At 57.3% G+C, this 21892-nt stretch carries 23 protein-coding genes; 9 read left to right on the top strand and 14 right to left on the bottom strand.

Features of this window, described 5'->3' with window-relative positions; all coding sequences use genetic code 11:
• Window positions 1–168 precede the first annotated feature (168 nt).
• The 14 genes from C5O23_RS10005 to bioB form a co-directional block, all read right to left on the bottom strand.
• Complete coding sequence (locus tag C5O23_RS10005; RefSeq protein ID WP_107032806.1) at window positions 169–768, bottom strand: GNAT family N-acetyltransferase; 600 nt, start codon at window positions 766–768, stop codon at window positions 169–171.
• On the bottom strand, window positions 765–1895 hold the full coding sequence (locus C5O23_RS10000) for a glycosyltransferase family 4 protein (protein ID WP_133166545.1): 1131 nt from the start codon (window positions 1893–1895) through the stop codon (window positions 765–767). The genes C5O23_RS10005 and C5O23_RS10000 overlap by 4 nt, the downstream gene beginning before the upstream one ends.
• Window positions 1896–1910: 15 nt before the next feature.
• Complete coding sequence (locus tag C5O23_RS09995) at window positions 1911–2837, bottom strand: DUF5683 domain-containing protein (RefSeq protein WP_133166544.1); 927 nt, start codon at window positions 2835–2837, stop codon at window positions 1911–1913.
• A gap of 203 nt (window positions 2838–3040) precedes the next feature.
• The gene (locus tag C5O23_RS09990; protein WP_107032803.1) at window positions 3041–4129 is read right to left on the bottom strand and encodes a glycosyltransferase; all 1089 of its coding nucleotides are present in this window, start codon (window positions 4127–4129) and stop codon (window positions 3041–3043) included.
• Window positions 4130–4148: 19 nt separating this feature from the next.
• Window positions 4149–5054, bottom strand: a complete 906-nt coding sequence (locus C5O23_RS09985) for a glycosyltransferase family 2 protein (RefSeq protein WP_107032802.1) — start codon at window positions 5052–5054, stop codon at window positions 4149–4151.
• Complete coding sequence (locus tag C5O23_RS09980; protein WP_107032801.1) at window positions 5048–6154, bottom strand: EpsG family protein; 1107 nt, start codon at window positions 6152–6154, stop codon at window positions 5048–5050. Before C5O23_RS09980 ends, C5O23_RS09985 begins: the two co-directional genes overlap by 7 nt.
• Before the next feature lie 2 nt (window positions 6155–6156).
• Window positions 6157–6894: a glycosyltransferase family 32 protein gene (locus tag C5O23_RS09975; protein ID WP_107032800.1), complete on the bottom strand. Its 738-nt coding sequence runs from the start codon at window positions 6892–6894 to the stop codon at window positions 6157–6159.
• Window positions 6895–6906: 12 nt separating this feature from the next.
• Window positions 6907–8100: a glycosyltransferase gene (locus tag C5O23_RS09970; protein WP_107032799.1), complete on the bottom strand. Its 1194-nt coding sequence runs from the start codon at window positions 8098–8100 to the stop codon at window positions 6907–6909.
• 45 nt (window positions 8101–8145) lie between these two features.
• Window positions 8146–9318 (bottom strand): glycosyltransferase, encoded by a 1173-nt coding sequence (locus C5O23_RS09965; protein WP_107032798.1) that lies wholly within the window; start codon window positions 9316–9318, stop codon window positions 8146–8148.
• A 6-nt stretch (window positions 9319–9324) separates the two neighbouring features.
• Window positions 9325–11769 carry a GumC family protein gene (locus C5O23_RS09960; protein ID WP_107032797.1) on the bottom strand — a complete coding sequence of 815 codons (2445 nt, stop codon included), beginning with the start codon at window positions 11767–11769 and terminating at the stop codon, window positions 9325–9327.
• A gap of 43 nt (window positions 11770–11812) precedes the next feature.
• Window positions 11813–12601, bottom strand: coding sequence for a polysaccharide biosynthesis/export family protein (locus C5O23_RS09955; RefSeq protein ID WP_107032796.1), 789 nt, complete (start codon window positions 12599–12601; stop codon window positions 11813–11815).
• Between the two features lie 260 nt (window positions 12602–12861).
• Window positions 12862–13980, bottom strand: coding sequence for a uroporphyrinogen decarboxylase/cobalamine-independent methonine synthase family protein (locus C5O23_RS09950; protein WP_107032795.1), 1119 nt, complete (start codon window positions 13978–13980; stop codon window positions 12862–12864).
• A 118-nt stretch (window positions 13981–14098) separates the two neighbouring features.
• A complete protein-coding gene (locus tag C5O23_RS09945) occupies window positions 14099–14875 on the bottom strand; it encodes a HesA/MoeB/ThiF family protein (protein WP_107032794.1) in 777 nt (258 codons plus the stop codon).
• On the bottom strand, window positions 14872–15861 hold the full coding sequence (gene bioB / locus C5O23_RS09940) for a biotin synthase BioB (protein WP_161553590.1): 990 nt from the start codon (window positions 15859–15861) through the stop codon (window positions 14872–14874). The genes C5O23_RS09945 and bioB overlap by 4 nt, the downstream gene beginning before the upstream one ends.
• Before the next feature lie 188 nt (window positions 15862–16049).
• On the opposite strand from bioB, the gene C5O23_RS09935 reads away from it, so the two are divergent.
• From C5O23_RS09935 to yidD, 9 genes are all read left to right on the top strand, one after another.
• Window positions 16050–16589, top strand: coding sequence for a hypothetical protein (locus C5O23_RS09935; protein ID WP_133166543.1), 540 nt, complete (start codon window positions 16050–16052; stop codon window positions 16587–16589).
• Window positions 16586–17863 carry a portal protein gene (locus tag C5O23_RS09930; protein WP_107032791.1) on the top strand — a complete coding sequence of 426 codons (1278 nt, stop codon included), beginning with the start codon at window positions 16586–16588 and terminating at the stop codon, window positions 17861–17863. The genes C5O23_RS09935 and C5O23_RS09930 overlap by 4 nt, the downstream gene beginning before the upstream one ends.
• A 122-nt stretch (window positions 17864–17985) precedes the next feature.
• Window positions 17986–18393, top strand: a complete 408-nt coding sequence (locus C5O23_RS09925) for a hypothetical protein (protein ID WP_107032790.1) — start codon at window positions 17986–17988, stop codon at window positions 18391–18393.
• 15 nt (window positions 18394–18408) lie between these two features.
• Window positions 18409–18930, top strand: a complete 522-nt coding sequence (locus tag C5O23_RS09920; protein ID WP_107032789.1) for a hypothetical protein — start codon at window positions 18409–18411, stop codon at window positions 18928–18930.
• A gap of 72 nt (window positions 18931–19002) precedes the next feature.
• On the top strand, window positions 19003–19575 hold the full coding sequence (locus tag C5O23_RS09915) for an LOG family protein (RefSeq protein WP_107032788.1): 573 nt from the start codon (window positions 19003–19005) through the stop codon (window positions 19573–19575).
• The gene (locus tag C5O23_RS09910) at window positions 19572–20378 is read left to right on the top strand and encodes a DUF4271 domain-containing protein (protein ID WP_107032787.1); all 807 of its coding nucleotides are present in this window, start codon (window positions 19572–19574) and stop codon (window positions 20376–20378) included. Before C5O23_RS09915 ends, C5O23_RS09910 begins: the two co-directional genes overlap by 4 nt.
• Window positions 20379–20468: 90 nt before the next feature.
• The gene (locus tag C5O23_RS09905; protein WP_107032786.1) at window positions 20469–21218 is read left to right on the top strand and encodes a uroporphyrinogen-III synthase; all 750 of its coding nucleotides are present in this window, start codon (window positions 20469–20471) and stop codon (window positions 21216–21218) included.
• A gap of 32 nt (window positions 21219–21250) precedes the next feature.
• Window positions 21251–21667 (top strand): ribonuclease P protein component, encoded by a 417-nt coding sequence (locus C5O23_RS09900; RefSeq protein ID WP_107032785.1) that lies wholly within the window; start codon window positions 21251–21253, stop codon window positions 21665–21667.
• A gap of 1 nt (window position 21668) precedes the next feature.
• Window positions 21669–21890, top strand: a complete 222-nt coding sequence (yidD, locus tag C5O23_RS09895) for a membrane protein insertion efficiency factor YidD (protein WP_205743443.1) — start codon at window positions 21669–21671, stop codon at window positions 21888–21890.
• The last annotated feature ends 2 nt before the right edge of the window (window positions 21891–21892 follow it).

The following is a 21892-nucleotide window of genomic DNA, read 5'->3' as shown; positions in this document are numbered from 1 at the left end:
AATCAAGGCGTTATATAAGAATCAGTTGAATGCCGGATTGTTAAAGCAGTAGAAGATAATTCATCCAAGTTCGCAAAAATACTAAATTCCAAAAATCTCACAAAGAGATTTAACATAAAAATGGCTCATGTGAAAAAAATGGATAAAATTGTGCCTTTGATGCCGTGTTTATGCTTTGTGTTTTTTCGGTTGGCAGCGGATGAGGAGGTAGGAGCCGGGGAGGCGGTCGGCGATGGTGGTGTGGCAGCCGCGGGTGCAGGATGTCAGTGAGGGGTGGTTGTGTTCGGATATGGTGGCAAACATGGCGAGGCCTGCGGCTGTGGCTATGCGGGCTCCGAGATCCCACATGGCGGTGCCGATGCCACGGCCCTGCGCCGAGGGGCTGACCACGAGCCCGTGGAAGCAGCGTCCGCTGGCGAAACAGCGCAGAAAGTGGTAGCCTACAAGTGTGTCTCCCTGTCTGACTCCGAGCATGACGAACGATCCGCTGCGGTGAAGTCTGCGCAGGGCGGGCAGCGTGAAGGCATGGGGGTTGAAGTAGGCCACGCTGTCCTCCGGGAGTGTCATCAGAAAGCGGTGAAGATCAGTCAGATCTGTTTCCTGCAGGGGCGAGAAGCGGAATCCGGCGAGTGAGACGGACGAGGCTTTCTCAGTGGCTATCATGCCGAGACGGGGGTAGCGCAGGCGCATGGCTTTGCCGTTGGCCCACTCTACGGCGCGCCAGATGGCCGGGAAGCGGTGTTTTATGCTGATAAGGAAGCCTGTCATTGTGCTGTCGGGATAATGGTCCGGTAAAATTCTTTCAGGCAGGATCTGACATATGGCTGCGAAAATTTACGCTCTACGTTTTCACGTGCCCGCAGCCCCATTTCGTGGCAGAGCGCCGGGTCGGATATGAGTTTCAGAATTGCCTCGCGCAGAGGAGCCACGGTCCGTGGTTCCACAATCAGTCCGTTAACACCGTCGGTTATTATCTCCCGCGAGCCGTTGATGTCAGTGACAACCGATGGGCGGCACATCGCTCCGGCTTCAAGCACGGTGTTGGGGAAGCCCTCGCGGTAGCTTGGGAGAATGAAGATGTCGGCGGCACGCATCCAGGGGAGTATGTCGGCTGTCCATCCGTCGGAAAGGTGGATGTTGCTCATGTCGGCGGGCAGTAGTGGAGAGTCTTTGAAGTCGCCTGCCAAAAGCAGGTGGGTGTCCTTGCGGCCGAGGGTGCGGAATGCTTTGGTCAGCTCGGCTATGCCTTTGTCGCGGTCGGCACGTCCGGCATAGAGCAGCACTTTGTCGCCGGGCCGGATTCCGAACCTACGTCTGAGCTCTGCGGCTTGAGCGTCAATGGATTCCGATGGCCTGTAATGGTCAAGGTCCACTCCGCGGACATTGCCGTGGCCGAGAACGCGCAGGGGCTTTCGGGTGATGCCTCCGGCAATAAGATCGTTTCTGACTCCCTCGCCTTCAGGGATGATGTGAGTGGCGCAGGCGCATGTCAGGCGGTCGGTCAGGCGCAGTATCTGTTTTTTCAGTCCGGTGGCTGTGGGAAATAGCAGTCCGGTGAATGTGTGGACCCGCAGGGGCACTCCGGCAATCCGTGCGGCCATCATGCCGAGCAGGCCGGCCTTGGGTGTCATTGTGTGGACCATCTGCGGACGTTCGCGCCTGAACTCTCTGACCAGCCTGATCAGGGAGCGGAGATCTGCCAGAGGGGCTATCTCGCGCTTCATCTCCACGCCTATGGTGCGCACTCCTTCGCGCTTTCCGAGGCTGTCGAGGTGGCTGTCAGGCGATGAAAGCGCCACCACCTCATAGTCAGCCGAAAGTTCCTGCAGCAGTCCGCGACAGAAGGTGTCGAGCGAAAGCCCGATAGTGGCCATGCGTATGATCTTGACCGCCACTTTCGTTGCCGGGTTTCAGAATGAAAGTGACATGGTTACGGCCGGTGCGGGCGAGGCCATAGGGTCAGCCATCACGGAGGGCGATAAGGCCAGACGGGTGCCGGAAGCCTTGTTCACGACCACCTGGCGGGCGCCTTTCGAGAGGGCTGCGTCAAGAAGGTTGTAGACGTAGAGTCCGCATGCTCCCACTATTGCCACATCGCGCACCTGACGCCAGCTTTTCGACTTGCTGCGGTAGCTTGGGGCTACCGCATCGGAGGCGTTTTTGGCATCGTCGCTATAGTTGTGCTGGCGGATCTGCGAATAGATAGCCGCGCCTACGAACACGACTTCGCCGCCAATGATAACCCAGCCTTTTGCGTTGTGGCCCTTGTACATCTGGCCGAGGCCGGGGACGATCGAGAGGGCAAGCGCGCGGGTATTGTATTTGCGGGAGTATGAATAGTCATCGAACTGCGGCACGGCTCCGTCAGCTGTTGACGAGATGGCGAAGAGCTGATATAGTGTATAGTCGAAGCTCATGTCAACGTTTTCATCGAAGCTCACATATTCGTCGACGAGCTTGGCATAGAAGGTCATTGGCGTCGGGGCGGAGAATGTCACCCGATATTCGGCCTGCACCGAGCGGTCGCCTTCGGCATCATTGAGAGTGGCGGGCCTCGGTGATGATGCGGAAAGCAGCGTTACCTGCGCTGATGCGGAATCGGCCCCGAAGGTGTTTGCGAGATAGCCTACGAGCGGATTGAAGCGCTCTTTGCGCAAGAGGTCGATGTCACCGCCGAAAATTTCGAATTCGCGGAAGGTATATGAGTCGTTGCTGCGCTCTTTTTCAAGCGAGGCCACTCCTTTGGTGATCCAGCGTGGTTTGTCCTGCGCCGAGACTGAGGCGCATGTGGCGGAAAGGAGCACAAACAAAGCCAGCAAACGTGCAAAGGTTTTCATAAAGATTGATCGGTTAGAGTGTTGTATGAGAAGAATAGTCGAATGAATCAGCAATGTATGCAAAGCACAAAAGTACAGAAAAATTCGGATACAAAGTCAAAAATGTCAATAAAATTGAAAATGACAGCGGGGCGTTTCCTACAGGGCGTTTGGTGATGTCCGTCAGGACACCGTTTTACCGCTCCGGATGTGGTGTCTTCGAATTATCGCACTATTTCGGGGGCCTGGAGGAGGCGGGTGTAGAGGTCGAGATAGGCTTGGGTGGTTGTGCGGATGTCGAAGCGGGCGGCGCGTTTGCGGCAGCGGTCGGCTGTCTGGCGGCGCAAGGCGGGGTCTTTAAGCAGGTCGGCGAGGATTGCGGCGAGAGCTTCGGCATCGCCTTCGGGGAAGAGAAGTGCGGCGCCTCCGCAGACTTCACGGACTCCGCTCACGTCAGAGGCCACAAGCGGTGTGCCTGAAGCCATTGCCTCGATGCTTGACAGTGACAGGCCTTCGTAGTGGGTCGACAGCAGGGCTATTCCGGCGGCTTGCAGTCTTTCGGCCACATTGCTGACCGGACCGAGAAATCTGACCCGCTTTTCAAGACCGAGTCTGCGGACCTCGGCTTCGATCTGCGGGCGTGTGGAGCCTTCTCCGGCAAATGAGAGAGTTGTTTCCGAGGGCAGGAGCGGGAGGGCGCGGAGTGCGGTCAGGTGGTCTTTCTGCGGGCGGAAAGCGGCCACCATCAGGATGTCGGTCTCATTGGAGGCGGCTGGTGTGCCGGAAGCTGCGGCAGAATATGTCGAAAGGTCAATCCCGTTTTCAATCACGCTTGTGCGGTCTGCGAATTCCGGCCCGAGATAGTTGAGCAGAGATGATGCCACAGCTTCGCTGCAGCAGGCTATGGCTTTGTAGCGGCGATAGAGCCGGATATCCAGAGGCCGCAGCAGTCGTAGGTGGCGTCGGCGGTTGTCGGTGTTGTGCTCGGTGGTTACGAGTGTGGTTCCGGCCGGAGCTGCGAGTGCGGTGAACAGCTGGGCCGATGTGTTGTGGGAATGGACAATGTTGACTCTCCCTATTGTTGATTTTAACTTATAGATATGTTGTGGGTTGTAGATGGATTTCAGCCCGTGTCCGAAAATGTGGACAGTGATTCCGTGCTGCCTGACAGACTCCAGCAGATGGCCCGGAGTGCCGTCAAAGACAGCGAGTTCGACCTGATGACCCTGATCGCGCATCAGAGGCAGCATGTCGCATACCAGCTTTTCGGCCCCGCCGGTGCGCATGGAGGTTATTACGTGTAGGATTTTCATAGTGTCACATTTTATTGTGTCATGTGAATTGTTTTGCCTTGTGGCGTATGTAGCGGGAGAGGAGATAACCGGCCGGAGCAGCCAGAAGCGTCAGCAGTTTTTTAGGAGAGTCGGCGAGCCAGCGGCTGTCACGGGCAATGATGCAGCTCGACACGTAGTGGATGGCTACGCGAAAACGCCGGACCGCTGAGGTGTGGCGGAGCGTCATTTCGAGGCGGCGGAGTTTGGCGAAGCTGCGGGGCGAGTCGAGATATTGGAGGAAGATGCGTTCAGACATGCTGTCGATTCCGGTCTGATAGTCTACGTAGCAGAGGTTGCGGTTGATGACAAGCAGTGGCAGGCGGTCGCAGACCTGGAGGAGCATATAGACCGGATTGAAGTTTTTTTCGCCGGGGTAACCGATCTGCGGGGCCACTTCCTTCATCAGTTCGGTACGCATCACCTGCTTCATGTCGCCGCGGTGTATGCCGCGTGTTTCCAGTTCGTTGAGCCAGCAACTGGCCATATCGTCGGGGAGTTTGCCGCCTATGGGAGTGTCGGAGTCGAGGTAGTAGTCGAGGCCTACGAGCCCGGCATATTTGGAGGAGCCTTCCGAATCCCATTTTTTCAGGATCAGCTCCACGGCATCGTCGGGCATGAAGTCGTCTGAGTCGATGCAGACGCAGAGTTCGGAGTCGATGTTTGCATAGGCTGTATTGTAGCCGGTGTGGAGACCTCCGTTTTCCTTATATATATAGCGTATGGGGATGCGCTTTTCGCTGATGAAGCCCTCAACGAGCTGACGGGTGAAGTCAGTGGAGCCGTCATCGATCACGAGCCATTCGAAGCCCTCGCGCACGGTCTGTGTGCAGAGGCTTTCGTAGACGCGGCGCAGAGTGTGGGCGCGGTTATATGTAGGTGTGAAGACAGTGAGTCGGGTTACCATATCAGTGAAAGGAAGATTACAGTGATGGATACATAGGCTATCAGCAGCATTCCGGCCACGAAGTTCTGGTCTTTCCATACCTTCATGTTGCAGAGTGGGTAGACGAATATCACCGGAATGAGAAACCAGGAGAGGTAGGCGAAACGGTTTGAGAAAGCCGCGCGGATCATCAGTACCCAGAAAGAGTTGGCCACGAGATAGGTTGTGGCCAGAGTGTTGAACCATCCGTCGCGCAGCCCCCGGCTGCAGATATAGAAGAAATATATGACAGGAATGGCGCTGTAGGCGAGGAAGTCCCAACGGAAGGAGCTTGTGGAGCCCCAGGTGCTGAGGTTTTCATCGGAGGTGTCGGTGTATTGGGCCAGACGGTCGTCAAAACCGATGTCGGCTATCAGTTCGGTCCAGTAGTTTCCGGCTATGAGTGACAGGAGGATGCAGGTGATCCAGCCATAGAGGGCGTAGCGCGGATTCTTGAGCACTGTCAGGGCGAGGATGGCGCCTCCGAGCGGAAGGGCGGAGCTGCGGTGGATGCTCAGGGCTATGAGTGAGAGGATAACCGCTGAGACATAACGCTCTTCGAGCATGTAGGCCATGATGAGAAGCACTATGCTGCAGGCCACACCGTTGCGCAGGCCGTTGGTGCCGAATGAGAAGAAGAAGAGGGCTCCGATGAGGAAGAGGGTGCCGAGCCAGGGGGAGGTGGGTACGAATTTTTTGACCGCGGCGAAAGATACGAGTATGTAGACCAGGTCAATCAGCATGAAGTAGACGTTGACCGAGAGTCCGGCCGTGCGGCAGAGGTAGGTGAAGATGTCCCAGAGCCATTCTGATGATATGCGGTAGTCATGCAGGTTGCCGGGCTCGATGGCGTTGTAGACCATCGCGTAGTTGACCGTATCGCCGAAGAGGAATGAAACCGGACGCAGGCCGATCCATATGGCCAGGATGAGGCAGAGGATCAGCGGACCGAGGGAATTGCCGCGGTTGTGCTCGCCGATGGCAAGAGTGTTGCCTCCGGAGATTATCAGCCTCATGCCTGTGACGAGCGAGAGCAGGCTGATCAGGGTCAGATAGATCGGTTCGTATAGAGATGCTTCCAATGTCAGTTGCGGGTTATGAGTTTGCGGAGGCGGGTGAAGGTGGTGACTCCGAACAGGCGGTGGAGGAGGCGCGTCAGTCGGGTGCGCAACGGGCCGTAGTTGTCGCACCAGGTCTTGTCGTAGTGGTGTATGGAGCATGTGCATGGTGTCACGCGCAGGCGTCCGGTGGCATCGTCGAGGGGGTTGAAGAATTCGTTGGGGTAGACCGTTATGCCTTCTACGGTCTGGAGGCGGTCTTCTTCCCGGAGTCCTGCTTCAAGGAAGAGGCGGGTGACGTGGGCCACGACTGTGCCCGGCAGGGGTCGGCCCTCGCTGTCGAGATAGGTGAGAGTGGAGTAGAGGTCTATGATTTTTTTATAGAACGGATGTCCGGCGGGTGCGCCTATGCCGAGTCCGGAGGCCACTCCGATGCCGGTGTGGCTTTTTTCAAAGCCCATGAAGGCGCCGGCGGCTGTGATGTGGTCCATCGGGCGGATTACCTCCACATCGGTGTCGAAATAGATTCCTCCGTGGCGGTAGAGAATCAGGAAGCGGGCATAGTCGCTGACAAAGGCCCACTTGCCGGTGGATGCCGCCTGGCGGGTATAGGTGATGGCGTTGATGTCGAAATTGCTTTCGTCCCAGCGGCGGATTTCCCATCCGGGGAAGTTGCGGCGCCAGGAGTCGATGCAACGGAGAGCGCTCGGCGGCAATGGCTTGCTTCCGAACCAGCAGTAGTGGATTATGCGGGGTATTGACATCGGGCGGGTTGATCAGATGAGAGAGACGAGTTTGCGGGCTTCGGTGCGGTCGGAGTAATCGGCGGAGAGCAGGTTGCGGGCAATTTCTTCGAGGCAGTCAGGAGAGGCGGCGAGGCTGGCGAGTCCGGCAGCGAAGCCGCTGTTGTCAGAGGGGAGAATGAAGCCGTCTTTGCCGTCGCTGACCTGGGATGAGGCGGTGGGATAGGCGGCGATGACCACCGGCTTGCCGAGGAGCTGGGCTTCACGGACGGTGACGCAGCGGCCTTCATAGCGCGAGGGCTGCACGTAGATGTCGCAGCCGCTGATGTAGGGGTAGGGGTTGGCGCGCTTGCCGAGTATGGTGACGCAGTCATTCGTGCCGGACTCTGCGATGCGGCGTCGAATCAGAGCCTCGTCGCTGCCGTAGCCTATCAGATACCAGTGGAAAGGGGCTGCATGGTGGTCGTCGCGCAGGCGGCGGGCTATGTCGGGGATGTTGTCGAAGTTCTTGGCATGGGTGAAGCGCCCCACGGAGAGCAGATTGAGGCGGCCGGGCTGCAGTTCGGGTGCCGAGCCTGACCCGGCTCTCCCGCGGATGAGGGTTTCGGGGAGTATGTTGGCTATCTCGGTGATTTTCGGGGCGAGAGAGGGGAAGACTTTTATGAAGCCACGGCTTACGTCAGGCGAGATGGAGACGATATGGTCATAGGCCTGCCAGACCGGAAGCTCGAAAGCAGGGTCGAGGGAGATGCGGGAGTAGTCGGTGTGGATCCAGCAGACTTTTTTGTGTGCCCTGACTTTTGAGAGCACAATGTCATGCGGGGTGAGGAAGGAGACAGCCAGATCATAGACACGGTCGGTGACCGGGGGAAGGGCTGGGGTGACGCAGCGGCCTATGTAGGAGAAAATGGCCGTGTGGTCGCTTCCGGCTGTGGTTTTGCCGCGGCGCATGACGGCGAGGGCTTTCGCGTGCAGGCGTCCGAGTCCCACGCGGATGTGGCCGTGGAGAAAGGCGTCTTTCAGCGGTGATTCGATGTGGGCGTAGGCCGGGATTTCGGGCAGTATGCAGACTTCCGGCGGCACCAAGGGGAGCATTTCGCCCCGGCGTGCGTAGAGGAAGAGGTCGACCGACACTTCGGAATAGTCAAGGGCATGCAGCAGGCCGATGAGAGCGTTTTCGGCGCCCCCGATTTCGAGATAGTGCATTGCGATGAAGATTCGTTTCATGGGTTATGTCGGGCGGGGAGATGCGGTCAGCAGGCAGTTTTTGTGTCAGTCAAGAAGTTCAAGCACGAGGCGGAGGCTTTCGGAGGTGTCATCGGAGTCAGAGGCGGCTATCCGGGACGATATTTTTTCTCTGAGCTGAGGCGATGCCAGCCGGGTGACGGCATCGGCAAGCGACTCGGCGGTCATTGATGCAATAAGTCCGTCGCGGCCGTGGTCAATGAGCTCCGGCGCTACCTTGAAGTCAGTGACTATGACCGGGCGGCAGAAGGCTTTGGCTTCGCAGACGGCTATTCCGTAGCCTTCGGAGCGTGAGGGCTGTATATAGATGTCGCAAGAGCGCATCCAGGGATATGGGTTGTCGATCGGGCCGAGCAGTGTGACATGTTCTTCCAGAGAGTGTCGGGAGATGAGCCGGCGGATCTCCTCGCGCATGGGGCCGTCGCCTATGATGTCCCAGCGGAATGAAAATCCACGGTCACGCAGCAGTGCGGCGGTGGCTATGAGCAGGTCATAGCCTTTGACGGGGGCGAGCCGCCCCACTGTGAGCAGGCGCAGTGGGCCGGAGTGCTGTCCGGGCGCGCTGTCATCACCGCCGGCAAGACGGCGCAGCAGTGCGGAGGAGACAATGTCGCGTATGGGGAGCAGTTGCTCCGGCCGGAAGTGCCAGGCATCGAGCAGCAGATCGCGCAAGCGTGCGGAGGCTGTCACTACCTTGTTATATAGGTGGTAGAAGCGGAGGTTGAAAGCCTCGCTGTAGTTGTCGCGTACGATGTCGGCGTTGATCCAGGCAATTTTCCGCGCGGCTTTCACCTTTTCAGCCACAAAGTAAGTAGGGAAGCCCTGATGGTAGGCTATGGCCACATCATATGATTCGGCCGGCGCGGGAGCCAGACATCCCATCTCTGTCCAGTAAAGCTCCACGGGATTGCTCCTGAGGTTCCTTTGCCGGGCCATGCGGGAGATGAGGGCGTGGCGCAGATGATGGAAGCGGAAGCGGAGCCGCGATTTCAGGTCATCGGCGCAGAGCGGAATCTCGCTGAGCCTGACATCCGGCGGAAGATATTTTTCAAGCGGGCCACCGCCGGAGGCGAGCATCACGCTGATGTCAAACTTCTCAGCCGGAAGGAGGCCGAGAAGGGTGCAGAGACTGCGTTCGGCCCCTCCGATATTGAAGGAGTCGATCACAAACAGTATTTTTCTGCGTCCGGAGCCGTTCATTGGTGATCAGGATCTTTTTTCGGATTCCTCGGCTGAATCTGTGTACTCGCCGTAGTGGCCGTAGTGGTAGCCGTAGCGCTGATAGCCGTAGCGGCTGCCTCCGTAGTGCGAGAACTCGCTGCGGGTGCCGTTGAGGATCACGGAGATGTTCGGGTAGCGGCGCTCCTGATACCAGTTTTCGATGTCGGCGAGGAAAGAGCGGTCCATGAGGTGGGCGCGGATTATGAAGAGAGTCATCTCGGCATAGCGGGAGATGATGGCGGCGTCGGCCACGATCTCCACAGGCGGGCAGTCGAGGATCACATAGTCATAGTTTTCTTTCAGCTCCTCCATCATGCGGGCAAAGCGCGGATGGAAGAAAAGTTCCGTAGGGTTGGGCGGAATTGTGCCTACGGGGAGCACATCGAGCTCTCCAAGGCGCACTATCACGTCATGATAGTCGGCTACCTGCCCGCTGAGGTAGTTTGACACACCCTGGGCGGGATTGTCGACATAGGCCGAGAGCGAAGCGCGGCGCAGGTCGAGGTCAACGGCTATTACTTTCTTGCCTTTGATGGCAAGAGCTGTCGACAGGTTGGCGCAGGTGAAGGTCTTGCCGCTGCCGGGATTCATTGACGAGAGCATCACCACATGGTGGCCGCCGTCAAAGCCGAGGATGAATTCCAGATTGGTGCGCACCACGCGGAAGGCTTCGTTCATGATGCTCCGGCTGCCTGATTTGACCACCACACGGTTGTCTGAGACCTCACGGGCCACACGGCGCTTGCCTTTGCGCTGGGTGGCCAGCGGAATTTCACCGACGAAGGGCGCATGGAGGTCCTGGAGGTCTTTGCGGCCACGCACGGCGGTGTTGAACGACTCGATGAGCATTATGATGCCGGCCGGAACAAACAGACCTGCTATCAGAGCGAAGGTCATGATCCGGGAGGGTATCGGGGTGACGGGCACCGGTGATGCCGTAGGATGTTCGATCAGGCGGGTATTGTAGGCGGTGAAGGCCTGCGAAAGTTCATTTTCCTCGCGCTTCTGGAGCAGGAAGAGGTAGAGCGACTCCTTGACCTTCTGCTGGCGCTCGACCGAGAGAAGATACTTGGCCTGCTGCGGATTGGCTGCGATTTTCGACACCGCCTGCGACTGGGCCGATGAAATGGCTCTTTTCTGGGTGGAGAGCATGGTCAGCTCATTGTCGAGCGATCCGAGGATGCTGCCCTTCATTGTCGACAGCTTCTGGTCTATGTCCATGACGAGCGGATTCTGTTCGGAGGAGATTGACAGGTGGTTGTTGCGCTGGAGCAGGAGCTGGTTGTAGGCCTGGATCTGGGCCTCGATGCTGGGATTGTCTATGCCGGAGTTGGCCGGAAGCTGTTCTTTCTCGTGCATTCCGTCGGTCAGGTAGTTGCGGAGATATTTGGTCATGTAGACGCGGTTGTCAAGTTCGCGTCCGGCTTCCTGCGATGAGTTCATCTGCGAGAGCGCTATGCCGCCCATCGCACTGACATCGGTGACGAGGTTGCGCGATTTGTAGTCTGAGATGTCGCTGTCCACGTTGCCGAGTTCGCTTTCGATGATCGACAGGCGTTCCTTGATGAACTCCGTGGTGCTTGCCGTCACCTGGTTGCGGTCTTTGATCCAGTTTTCATTGTAGACGGCCACGAGGGTCGAGAGGATGTCCTCGGCGCGTGTGCGCGACTGGTCGCTGTAGGTGATGTCGATTATTGACGCGCGGTTGTTGCGCTGACGTGCGTCGATCGATGATCTGATCTGGGCCGATGCGGTGCTGAACGGGATGCGGCTTATTGTCAGTTCGTCCTGAAATCCCTCGCGGTAGTAGGGCGAAGGCTTGACGGTCATGATGCCGAGCGGAGTCTTCACCGGCTTGCCCATGCTGAAGGTCAGAGAGCCGTCAAGAGCTTTGTCATTGAGCACCATAGAAGAGATCCTTATGGTGCTGTCTTTGCGCAGCTGGAGGCTGAAGCTTGCGCTTTCGGCCTGTCCGAGGTCGGGCAGTTCGACGGTAACTGGCAGTTCCACACCGTAGGCCACGGCCTTGTGGAAAGTTCCGGGATGGTAGTACTCGGTGTTGAGCTGCAGGCGGCGGGTTATCTCATCGGCCACCGAGCCGGTGAGCATCGACATTATCTCGTTTGTGATATTTACTTTCTGGGCTTTGATTCCGAGGTCGAGCAGCATATCTTCCGATCCGGAGTTCTTTTCATCGCTTTTGACGAGTATGGCGGCAGAGGCTGTGTAGACTTTGGGGGTGATCTGCAGGTAATAGTATGCCGCTCCGAAGGCCACGGCCAGGGAGAGGACAAACCATTTCCAGTGGCCGAGCATCAGAAAGATTATGTCTTTTATCTTGGCGAAGCCTTCAGCATTCTGCCGGAACGATGCGGCCTGTGCGGCAGTTTCGGTCCCTGTGGCGGGTGATTGGTTGAGATTTCGTTGCATCAGTCGAGAAGAATTGGCGTTAGGAGGTTAGGTGTGGTATCTGTTACTTTGTGAGAAGCACCGCTATTGTGGTGGCGAAGGAGAACATCGAGATCCAGAACGAAGGGGTCATGTAGCTGTTGCCGTTGGCTGTCGACTGGTTGGCCTTGACCTGGGTTGGCTCGATGTAGATCATGTCGTTCTGCTTGAGGTAGTAGGCCGGCGAGGCATATACGCCGTCGGCTCTTGTGAGGTCCACGCGATAGGGCACCTGCTTGCCGTTTTCGGTGCGGAGCACCAGAATGTTGGTGCGCTTTCCGCTGATAGCGAGGTCGCCGGAGATCGAGAGGGCCTCCATGATGTTGAGCTTGTCGGCCGGGAACTCATGGCGCCCCACGCCTGATTCGCCGATCACGTAATAGGCCATCTGCGGAAACTCCACGGTGACTATCGGGTCGCGGAGCAGGCTTCCGGCAAGCAGACGGTATTTTATCATCTGGGCCACATCGAGGCGTGTCATGCCTTCGACCGAGAGCTGTCCGAGCACCGGGACGTCGATCTTTCCGTTCTTGTCGACGGTGTACATGTCATGCTCCACGGAGCCTGAGTTGCTTGTCTGCGAGAGATTGAACATCTTGACCATCTCCTCGTCGCGGCTGTGGACCTTGATGCGGAGCTTGTCGCCGGGCTGCAGACGGAGTTCGCCGTTTTCCTGGAGGGTGAGCACGGCGTTGTCAGGGAGGTCCTGCATGTAGGCGATATCTTTCGCCGGACCGCATGACGCCAGAAGCGCGCCGGTGGCAACGATCAGTGAGAGAAGTGCGTTTTTAGTTTGTGATGAGAAGTGTTTCATGATCGGAGAAGTGCCGGGGTTTGTGGAAATCCGGCTTTATTAGGGTTGTAAGCTACTATTTTGAATGAGCTACAAAGTTAATAAAAATCAGGAAACTGAGGTTGTAAAGCTGTGTTAAAATATAACACACAATGCTCACATTCCCTGTCATGGCAGATCGAGGGGTGGCATTGTGTGTATATATTGTGCGGGTTTCCGGTGCAGACCGGATGTGTCTGTTGTCCTGTCGGCTCTTAGAGGCTGTTCAGTCTGACACCCTCTTATTCGGCTGCGAGTTCGGCTGCCTGGCGCAGGAGGGCTATCTTGGTCCACTGGGTCTCGTAGTTCAGACCCTGGCGCTCGCGGTCGCGGACCTTGAAGCCGCAGGTCGGGCTGATTGAAAGTTTTTCCATCGGCACGTAGCGGCGGGCCATTCTGACAGCTGTGACGATGTCATTCACGCTTTCGAGGTTGGGCAGGCTGCCGTCAACCAGTCCGAGGATCACGCGCTTTCCGGCCGGGAGCCAGCGCAGAGCATTGATGGCCTCCGGAGAACTGATCTCGAATGGGAGCAGGAAGGCGTCGGCGTCAATGGTCTCAAGCATCAGGCGCAGGTTGGCGAGTTCCTTTTCGTCATACCAGCGGGGCACGGCCTGTTCGTTGGCTGCGATGTTGAAGGTGATTTCCAGGTCGGCCGGGCGGGTTGCTATGGATCGGTTGATCAGGTCGAGAAGCAGGCGGGTGATCTCGTTGACGTCAGCGCCTCCGAGCAGGAGCATTCGGTCGAATTCAGGACTGCTCAGTCGGCCCCAGACTTCGGTGTCGAGCTGTATGTGGCGGCATCCGAGGCGGTAGAATTCGGCAATTGTGCGGCTGTAGGCCTCCACTATATCATCGATTAGGGTGTCAGGAGTGGCATAGAATTTGCCGGGATCTCCGTTTGACGAGAGGAACATGCGCATGTAGAGCTGGCCGGGCGAGGGGATGGTCTGGCGGACTTCGGCGCGGCCTGCAGTCAGTTCCTGCATGTGGACAAACTTGTCAAAGAAGGGGTGGGCGGGATTGAATTCGATCTTTCCGCTGAAACGGAGCAGGTCATGGCGCAGGATGTCGTCCTGATAGATGTTGCCGGTGTCAATGCGTTCGCGGCTCATACCTTCGAATCCTTCCCAGAAGTCGCGGTCCCAGCTTTTGCGGCGCATTTCGCCGTCGGTCACAATCTGGAGTCCGGCTTCGATCTCGCGGTCGATCAGGCGGTCGATTACGCGGTCTTCAACGGCATGATAGTCAGCCTCGCTGAGATTGCCGCGGATTTTTTCGTTCAAAGCATTTTCAAGTTCTTCGGGAGGGAGGAAGCTGCCCACTATTTCAACGCGGGGCATGTTGATCGCTTGAGTCATGATAAATCTGTGGTTTTTGATACTGTGTCACTTGATTGGTTGTCAGAGAAGAGGTGAGTGACAGTGTTTCCGCGGTGCAAAGGTAGCTATAAATTTTTCGATTTTTTAAGATTGGAAGTTAAAATTTGCTAACAGAGGCGCACCCGCAGCCCTCCATCGGGCTGATTGCAAAGATGTTGAAGTCCATTGTGATGGCATCGAACGTCAGCATGCGGTTGACGAGCGGATCGCCTGTGCCTACGAGCAGTTTGATGGCCTCGGTAGCCTGGAGGGAGCCGATGACGCCAACCACGGTGTTGAGGATTCCGTTGATTGCACATGGCAGTTCCTCGCCGTCGCCGCTGATCGACGAGGGGTCGAAGATGCAGCGGTAGCAGGCGCTTCCGGGCACATGGCTGAACACCTGGCCGGAGAAACGCGACACGGCGCCGAACACCATTTTTTTGCCCAGTCTGACGCAGCAGTCGTTGATCAGCAGTCGTGTGGGCAGATTGTCGGTACAGTCCATTATAAGGTCATAGCCTGCCATTATGCTTTCGGCGTTTTCTTCGCTGAGGCGACTGTTGATGGTGATGATGCTGACCTCCGGATTAAGCGCCCGCAGTTTTTCGGCCGCGGAGTCTGTTTTCAGCCTTCCGAGATCAGGGGTGGAGTGGATTATCTGGCGCTGGAGGTTGCTGAGGCTCACGGTGTCGGCGTCCATCAGGGCTATGGTGCCTACGCCGGCAGCCGCCAGATAAAGGCTCACGGGGCTTCCGAGCCCTCCGGCGCCTACCACGAGTACCCGTGAGGCGGCCAGTGCTTTCTGGCCGGCGAAGTCAATCTCGCAGAGCGACAGGTGGCCGCGGTAGCGGGTCTGCTGTCCGCGGTCCAGATCAGGCAGTGAATTGCTCATTGCTGTGGAGTTTTGAAGTTATAGCCGCAAGAGCGTATCAGCTCTATGTCTTCGTCGATCTGCGAGCCGATGGTTGTCAGCAGGTCGCCCATGATGCTGCCGTTGATGCCTATGCGGAGCGATTCGCGCTGTATTTCCTTGGCGATCGAGGCCCGTCCCCCGGCGAAGCGCAACACGGCGTGGGGGTGGATCATGCGGAAGATGGCCACCGTCAGCAGAATCTCGCGTCCGCTCAGTGGCTCGGTGTTTTCAAGCGGAGTGCCGGGAATGGGCACGAGTATGTTGATTGGTATCGACACCGGATTTACTCTTCTGAGCGTCAGGGCGAATTCCACTCTCTGGGCGCGGCTTTCGCCCATGCCTATGATGCCTCCGCTGCATATCTCCATGCCTGTGGCGCGGGCGGCTTCTATGGTCTTGATCTTGTCTTCGATGGAGTGGGTGGAGCAGAGGGTGGAGAAGTGAGAGGGTGCCGATTCGAGGTTGCAGTGGTAGCGCTCTACCCCGGCGTCTCTGAGCCTGGCGAGGGCTTCGGCGTCGAGCAGGCCCATCGAGGCGCATAGCCCCATGCCGCCTGCCAGGCGCAGCTCGCGGTAGTAGCCGCAGAGAGTTTCGAGGGCTTCGCCGCTGAGAGCGCGTCCGCTTGTCACGAGCGAGAAGCGCCCTATGCCGCGCGAGCGGTTGTAGGCGGCAAGAGCCATGCAGGTGTCATGGTCTACGAGCGGATAGGACATCGTTCCGGTCTTGTAATGAGCTGACTGTGCACACCATTTGCAGTCTTCGCTGCAACGGCCCGAACGGGCGTTGATGATTGAACACGAGTCGAAATCGCGGCTTCCGAAGCGCTCTGTGACCTCGGCGGCGGCTTCGATCAGGGCATCTTCTTCCTGCGGGCTGAGGTCTATGAGACTCATGGCTTCCACGGTGCTCAGGCTGCCCCCGGCAAGTATTTTTTCCTTCAGATTGTTTATTGCATCCGGTGTCATAGGATTGGAGTCTTGATAATGTATTGACAAAATTAATAAAAAAAATTTCATGCCTCTCCGTATTATCGCACCAAAATCGCTTGCCTGCGGTCTTAACTTTGCAGTGAATCCACACCACCCCCCCTCCACACCCCCTCCGCACCGTAACCATTTACCCTCCACACATCACCCCTCCATTCTCCCGCACTATGAAACTGACACTCGATTTATCCGAAATGCTTGATCTCTGGCGCCTGCATTACGCCGGATCTCCTCCGCTGGCCGATGCTGTGTTCCGCCGTAACGACGGAATCGACAGTACCGCCGTCTACATCGCCGCCATCAACCGCTGGTACAGCCGACTGCTTCGCGAAGCCCCCGCCTCCATGCTTGCGCCCAGCAGGCTCGATCTGCCCTTGCCCCCGCCGTCGGCCGACGCTTCCACAGTCTTGTCCCTTCCCGCCGGGACCGTCCGCGTTCTGGAGGTGCGTCTTGCCTCCTGGCTGCGTCCTGCCGAGGTGATCACCGACCCTTCGTCTCCGCAGCTGCCGCTCCAGCTCCATCGCTTCACCCGCGCCACCGCCGCATCGCCTGTGGCCTTCTTCAGCGGCGGTGAACTCAGGCTCTATCCGGCCGTCACGGCCGCTGACCGTCTTCTCTCGCTTGACTGCGCTGTCTGCGAGGACGGCCTCTATGAATTCGATGATTCGGCACTTGCCTGCCTTCACAACTACACCTGCGAGTCATGAAGCTGAAATACAATCCGGGTCTCTACCGCCGTGCGGTCGATGCCCATCGCGGGCTTTCGCGTCTGCGTGCCTTGCGCCTGAGGCTGATGGAACACACCTATGGCCGTCAGTGGTCCGACCTTATTACAACCGATGACGGCCGCATACTTTCCGAGTATGACCACGCTCTGGAATCGGGTATGCGTCCGCTGACAAACAATCTTCTGCGCTCGCTTGTCAAGAGCATCGTGGGCCGTTTCCGCTACAATCTCTCCGCCGCTGAGAAGCCGGACGGAAGCGAGGAACTGACGGCTTTCCGCAAGGCCAATCAGCTCGACGAGCTCGACAGCCGCTGCCTGGAGGAGTTTCTTATCTCAGGTTGCGTCATCCAGAAACTCGTCTGCGAACGCCGCCCCGGTTCGCCGCTTGCCGTATGGGCCGACAATATTTGCCCTGACGATTTCTTCGTCAACCGCTTCTCCGATCCGCGCGGGGCCGATGTGCGCATCATCGGACACTTTTTCCGCGTCAGCCTCGCCGAGCTGAAACTTCGCTTCGGTCACGGATCGGCCTCGCGCTGTGCCATGCTCGAACGCTGCTATGCCAATTCTTCGGGATTCAACGCCACGGACCACGCCGCGGTCTGCCACGTGGCTGAAGTCTGGAACTTTGACATCGACCCCGCCGCTCCGGCTGATGATCCCCACTGGCACTGCCGCTTCATGGCTCCCAACGGCACCGTGCTTGACGAGACCCGCTCCACTCTTCCCTCAGGCGGACATCCCTATGCCTTCAAGTTCTATCCTCTGACCGACGGCAAGGTCCATCCCTTCATCGAGGATCTGATAGGGCAGCAGAAACACATCAACATCCTCATCACCATGATAGATCACATTTTGGCCAACAGTGCCAAGGGTGTGCTGCTGATGCCTATGGATGCCATCATGCCTGAATCCGACATCCGTGACGTCAGCCGCGTCTGGAGTCGTCCGGGCGGTGTCATTCCTGTCAACCCCGCCGCGCGGATGATGCCTCAGGAGGTAAGCGTTTCCTCAGGAGCCTCACGCGACGCCTCGCAGCTTCTTGATGCCGAAATGAAGCTATTCCAGCAGATTTCAGGAGTCTCCGGAGCGCTCCAGGGGCAGTTGCAGGCTTCAAATGTCTCGGCCTCGCTCTATGAAAGCCAGATAAATAACTCGGCCATAGCCCTGCTCGACATCTATGAGTCGTTCAACTCTTTCCGCTGTGTCCGTGACAGTATCGCTGCTGAGATGATTAACACAATTTCACACTGATGTGCCCGCTTTCTGCCTGGCTCCGGACTTAATTTTGCCTATGGAAAACCTCACGTTTCCGAAGCACATTTACTAATCATTCACACACACGCACACACACCTTTTCCCCCGCTCCTGACCTTATGTATTCATTAGTAACCCTCCGCAACCGCCATTTTCTCGAAGCCGCACGCCGAGTTCTCTCCACTCTTCCCGCCGGTCGCCCGGTGAGCCTCGAACATCTTGCCTCGCTCACAGCTCTTGAGCCCGCTCCCTGCTACTACTGCACGTTTGAATATGCCCTGCGCATGCTGCGCGTGTTGCGCCACGGACGGCTGAAGCTGCGCAATGACCGCCGTCTGGCCCTCTGGGAAGAACTCAACTCGCGGGCCTCGCGCCTGATGGAGCGCCGTGGCTGCCGTCTGGGCGATGCTCTCGCCGACGTGCTTGCCTCCGGCCGAGCCTCGCAGTTTTTCATCTCTCCCGCAAGGGCTATGGACCTGCTGCGCAACTCTTTCGACCAAAAATCACGCCGTATTGTAATTCCCTAACAGTCACCACCCGCTATGCTCTACTCACTTTCAACACAGGTTATAGCCGACACGGTCCATGCGCTTGTGGCCCTGGAACTTCTTTCGGCTTCTGAACCAACCCGCACCGCTCTCTCGCCGCTCCTCGATCCGGAGCGGCGGGGGATGCTGACTCTGATGATCAAGAACGCCTTTGCCGAGACAGTGCTTGATCTGATGCCATATGTCGACGATGCCGATCTCGACGGCGAGAAGCCCGCAGTCTCTCCCGGAGAGCACCCGGCCGACGATTCTGCCGACCATCTGATGCAGATCGTTCTGCGGGTGCCTGCGACTCCGGGCGGGGAGCGTCCGGCCGGAATCCACGGGCTGATAAGGCGTCAGCTGGAAATGACGGTAGTCAGCCGCGTCATCCACACCGCCCTGCTCGCCGCAGGCGGAGCATCGGCCTGTGAACTTGCCGGCGCCTACGCCTCGAAGCTCCGCACGGCCCTTGACTCCCTGACAGCACTCCTGCGCGCCCCCGCAGCCCCCTTCGTAAGGCAACGGTTTATGTAATACTATTTTTTTGCATGACCATCATGGGTGCATCATTTGTTTCTCTTGAAGAATCTTGCTAATTTTGCACTCATGAATTCCAAGTCAGAACGCAATGGCGTGGTTGTCTACTGCGCCTCCTCATCCGAAATTGATCAGAAATATCTGCAGGTGGCCCGTCAGACGGGTAGCCTGATAGCCTCGTCGGGCCGGCCGCTGGTTTGCGGCGGAGGTGCCGGCGGCATGATGGCGGCAGCTATTGAAGGTGCCGTTGAAGCCGGGGGAGAGGCCGTTGGCGTTCTCCCGGAATTCATGATGCGGAAGCGCTGGAACCATCCGCGGCTCTCGCACTGCATCGTGACCGACTCGATGCACTCGCGCAAGATGACAATGGCCTCCATGTCATGTGCGGCAATAGCCCTTCCCGGCGGCATTGGCACCCTCGACGAACTCGCCGAGATCATGACCTGGCATCAGCTCGGACTGTTCACAGGGCCGGTCATAATAGTGAACACCGACGGATATTATGATCCCTTACTCGATATGTTCCGCCGCATGACCGAACTCGGTTTCATGCGCGACGGACTTATTCCCGCGCTGGTTGCCACCACTCCGGAGGAGGCTCTTTCACTCATCGGAAACCACGTAGAAGAGTCGGAAAAATGAACCCGCTTTCATTCAGCCAGGATTCTGTAGCGCCCTTTGCCCCGAAGCTCTGCCACCGGTGGGAAGCACCGGTCTCGGAGACTTCCGGAATGACCATAGGCACCGTCCCCTACACACTCGGCATGCGCCCGGCGTCGCGCACCCTTCTGCCGGGCTATGACTCCGGAGTGCTCTGCCTGCTGATAGCCGTGTTTCTGATTCTCGCCTTCAATCTGCGCCACTGCTCCACCTACATCAAAAACTTTTCCTACGACCTCTGGTCGGTGCGCCGCACAGACAGCACATTCACCGTCCGCACCTTCAGCGAGACCGGAATCCAGATCTCCATCGTGTTGCTCACCTGCCTCTGCGAGGGAATAATAATAAACGCCGCCCTGACCTCCCACGGACTGTCGACCCCACTGGCTACTTTCCCTGAGATAGCCGCTTTTTTTGTGGTGGCCGGAGTCTACTATCTCTGGCAGCTGTGTGCCTACCGCATTGTGGGCTATGTGTTTACCGACAAACTCTCGGCCCGGCAGTGGATCAAGGGCTTCAATGCCTCCCAGGCCCTGCTCGGCCTGCTGCTCACCATCCCGGCCCTCATAGTGCTCTTCAACCCCGGCGGCGCAGCAGCCGTGGCCTCAATCGGAATTGTCTGCTATCTGATAGCCCGACTGATATTTATTTTCAAGGGCTTTAGGCTTTTTTACGATAATTTTGGCTCATTGCTTTATTTTATTTTGTATCTTTGCACGCTCGAAATCGTGCCCGTGGTACTGATTTTCCGCTGTATCGGCCGTTTCAGCCAGTTGGAAGCTTGAAATTGAGAGGTTTAAGCTTCCGATGGAGACAATTCGCTGCAAAATACTACTATGCAGTCCTAACCTACGTTAAACAAGCACTATCCGACAGTGAAAGTAAAAAAAGTATTAGTTTCCCAGCCGAAGCCTGCTTCCGACAAATCTCCCTACTATGATATAGCAGAAAAGTATGGGGTTGAAATTGTATTCCGGCCTTTTATCAAAGTAGAAGGGCTTACAGCTAAGGAATTTCGTCAGTCTAAGATAGCAATTACCGATTTTTCGGCAATTATCTTTACAGCCCGCACTGCGATTGACCATTTCTTCCGCCTCTGTGAGGAAATGAGAGTCACCATCCCTGACACCATGAAATATTTCTGCACCACAGAGTCGATAGCTCTATATCTGCAGAAATACATCGTCTACCGCAAACGCAAGATCTTCCACGGCGAGACCGGCAAGCTCGACGGTCTCATGTCATTGCTGATCAAGCACAAGAAAGAACGCTTCCTCTACATCGTCTCGGATGTACACAAGGAAGACACAAGCATCCTCGACAGCAACGGTATCAACTACACAAAAGCAGTCATGTACCGTACAGTCTCGAACGACTTCGGCCCTGACGAGAAATTCGACTATGACATGCTCCTCTTCTTCAGCCCTTCGGGAATCAACTCCCTGCTTAAAAACTTCCCCGGATTCGAGCAGAACGACATCCGCATCGGATGCTTCGGCGGAACAACCGCACAGGCTGTGCGCGACGCTGGTCTGCGCCTCGACCTCGAAGCTCCCTCGGTGAAAGCACCCTCGATGACCGCAGCGCTTGACAACTTCCTGAAAGAGGATGCCAAGAACGGATAACAACCCCCTCCTCTCCAATTCAATTCGCACTTATGCTCGGCCTCAGGCTTTATAAGATAGAAAAACTCCGCAGCGAGATTGCAATCGGTCAGCTCTTTGACCGCAGCAATCCCGCTGCATTGTCTGTTATGGCCTACCCCCTGAGGGCTGTCTGGACAGTCAACAAAGCCCGCAGCTCGGCCTCATGCCCTCAATTTCTGATCGCAGTGCCAAAGAAAAAGCTGCGCCATGCCGTGGAACGAGTCTACATGCGCCGCCGCATCCGCGAAGCCTACCGGCTGAACCGCCACCTCATTCCGCGCGACCTCCCGCTTGACATTGCCTTTGTCTACGTAGCCTCTGACCTTCAGACCTATGCCACAGTCGAAAAATCAGTGGTCCGCATCCTCTCACGTATCTCCCAGGCCCTCGCCGCCTCAGCCGGCCAAGGCGAATCAGCAAACTCCTGAAATCAGACCCTTGATCCGTCGCCTCCTCATATTGCCGATCCGCTTCTATCAGCTGTGTATCTCCCCCATGTTTCCTGCAGCCTGTCGGTTCACGCCCACATGCAGCCAATATGCTGTCGAGGCGATAACCCGACATGGCCCCGTCCGCGGCCTCTGGCTCGCCATAAAGCGCATTGGCCGTTGTCATCCCTGGGGAGGCTCAGGCTATGATCCTGTACCCTGAAA

The sequence above is a fragment of the Duncaniella muris genome, assembly GCF_003024805.1.
GTDB lineage: Bacteria > Bacteroidota > Bacteroidia > Bacteroidales > Muribaculaceae > Duncaniella > Duncaniella muris.
The sequence above is the reverse complement of the archived record's forward strand: the minus strand, read 5'-3'. Positions and strand labels throughout refer to the sequence as shown.

Excerpts from the sequence above, each read along its gene's own strand:
- C5O23_RS10005 (WP_107032806.1), bottom strand. The coding sequence starts at position 768 with ATGACAGGCTTCCTTATCAGCATAAAACACCGCTTCCCGGCCATCTGG.
- C5O23_RS09995 (WP_133166544.1), bottom strand. The coding sequence starts at position 2,837 with ATGAAAACCTTTGCACGTTTGCTGGCTTTGTTTGTGCTCCTTTCCGCC.
- C5O23_RS09990 (WP_107032803.1), bottom strand. The coding sequence starts at position 4,129 with ATGAAAATCCTACACGTAATAACCTCCATGCGCACCGGCGGGGCCGAA.
- C5O23_RS09985 (WP_107032802.1), bottom strand. The coding sequence starts at position 5,054 with ATGGTAACCCGACTCACTGTCTTCACACCTACATATAACCGCGCCCAC.
- C5O23_RS09975 (WP_107032800.1), bottom strand. The coding sequence starts at position 6,894 with ATGTCAATACCCCGCATAATCCACTACTGCTGGTTCGGAAGCAAGCCA.
- C5O23_RS09970 (WP_107032799.1), bottom strand. The coding sequence starts at position 8,100 with ATGAAACGAATCTTCATCGCAATGCACTATCTCGAAATCGGGGGCGCC.
- C5O23_RS09965 (WP_107032798.1), bottom strand. The coding sequence starts at position 9,318 with ATGAACGGCTCCGGACGCAGAAAAATACTGTTTGTGATCGACTCCTTC.
- C5O23_RS09960 (WP_107032797.1), bottom strand. The coding sequence starts at position 11,769 with ATGCAACGAAATCTCAACCAATCACCCGCCACAGGGACCGAAACTGCC.
- C5O23_RS09955 (WP_107032796.1), bottom strand. The coding sequence starts at position 12,601 with ATGAAACACTTCTCATCACAAACTAAAAACGCACTTCTCTCACTGATC.
- C5O23_RS09950 (WP_107032795.1), bottom strand. The coding sequence starts at position 13,980 with ATGACTCAAGCGATCAACATGCCCCGCGTTGAAATAGTGGGCAGCTTC.
- C5O23_RS09945 (WP_107032794.1), bottom strand. The coding sequence starts at position 14,875 with ATGAGCAATTCACTGCCTGATCTGGACCGCGGACAGCAGACCCGCTAC.
- bioB (WP_161553590.1), bottom strand. The coding sequence starts at position 15,861 with ATGACACCGGATGCAATAAACAATCTGAAGGAAAAAATACTTGCCGGG.
- C5O23_RS09935 (WP_133166543.1), top strand. The coding sequence starts at position 16,050 with ATGAAACTGACACTCGATTTATCCGAAATGCTTGATCTCTGGCGCCTG.
- C5O23_RS09930 (WP_107032791.1), top strand. The coding sequence starts at position 16,586 with ATGAAGCTGAAATACAATCCGGGTCTCTACCGCCGTGCGGTCGATGCC.
- C5O23_RS09925 (WP_107032790.1), top strand. The coding sequence starts at position 17,986 with ATGTATTCATTAGTAACCCTCCGCAACCGCCATTTTCTCGAAGCCGCA.
- C5O23_RS09920 (WP_107032789.1), top strand. The coding sequence starts at position 18,409 with ATGCTCTACTCACTTTCAACACAGGTTATAGCCGACACGGTCCATGCG.
- C5O23_RS09915 (WP_107032788.1), top strand. The coding sequence starts at position 19,003 with ATGAATTCCAAGTCAGAACGCAATGGCGTGGTTGTCTACTGCGCCTCC.
- C5O23_RS09910 (WP_107032787.1), top strand. The coding sequence starts at position 19,572 with ATGAACCCGCTTTCATTCAGCCAGGATTCTGTAGCGCCCTTTGCCCCG.
- C5O23_RS09900 (WP_107032785.1), top strand. The coding sequence starts at position 21,251 with ATGCTCGGCCTCAGGCTTTATAAGATAGAAAAACTCCGCAGCGAGATT.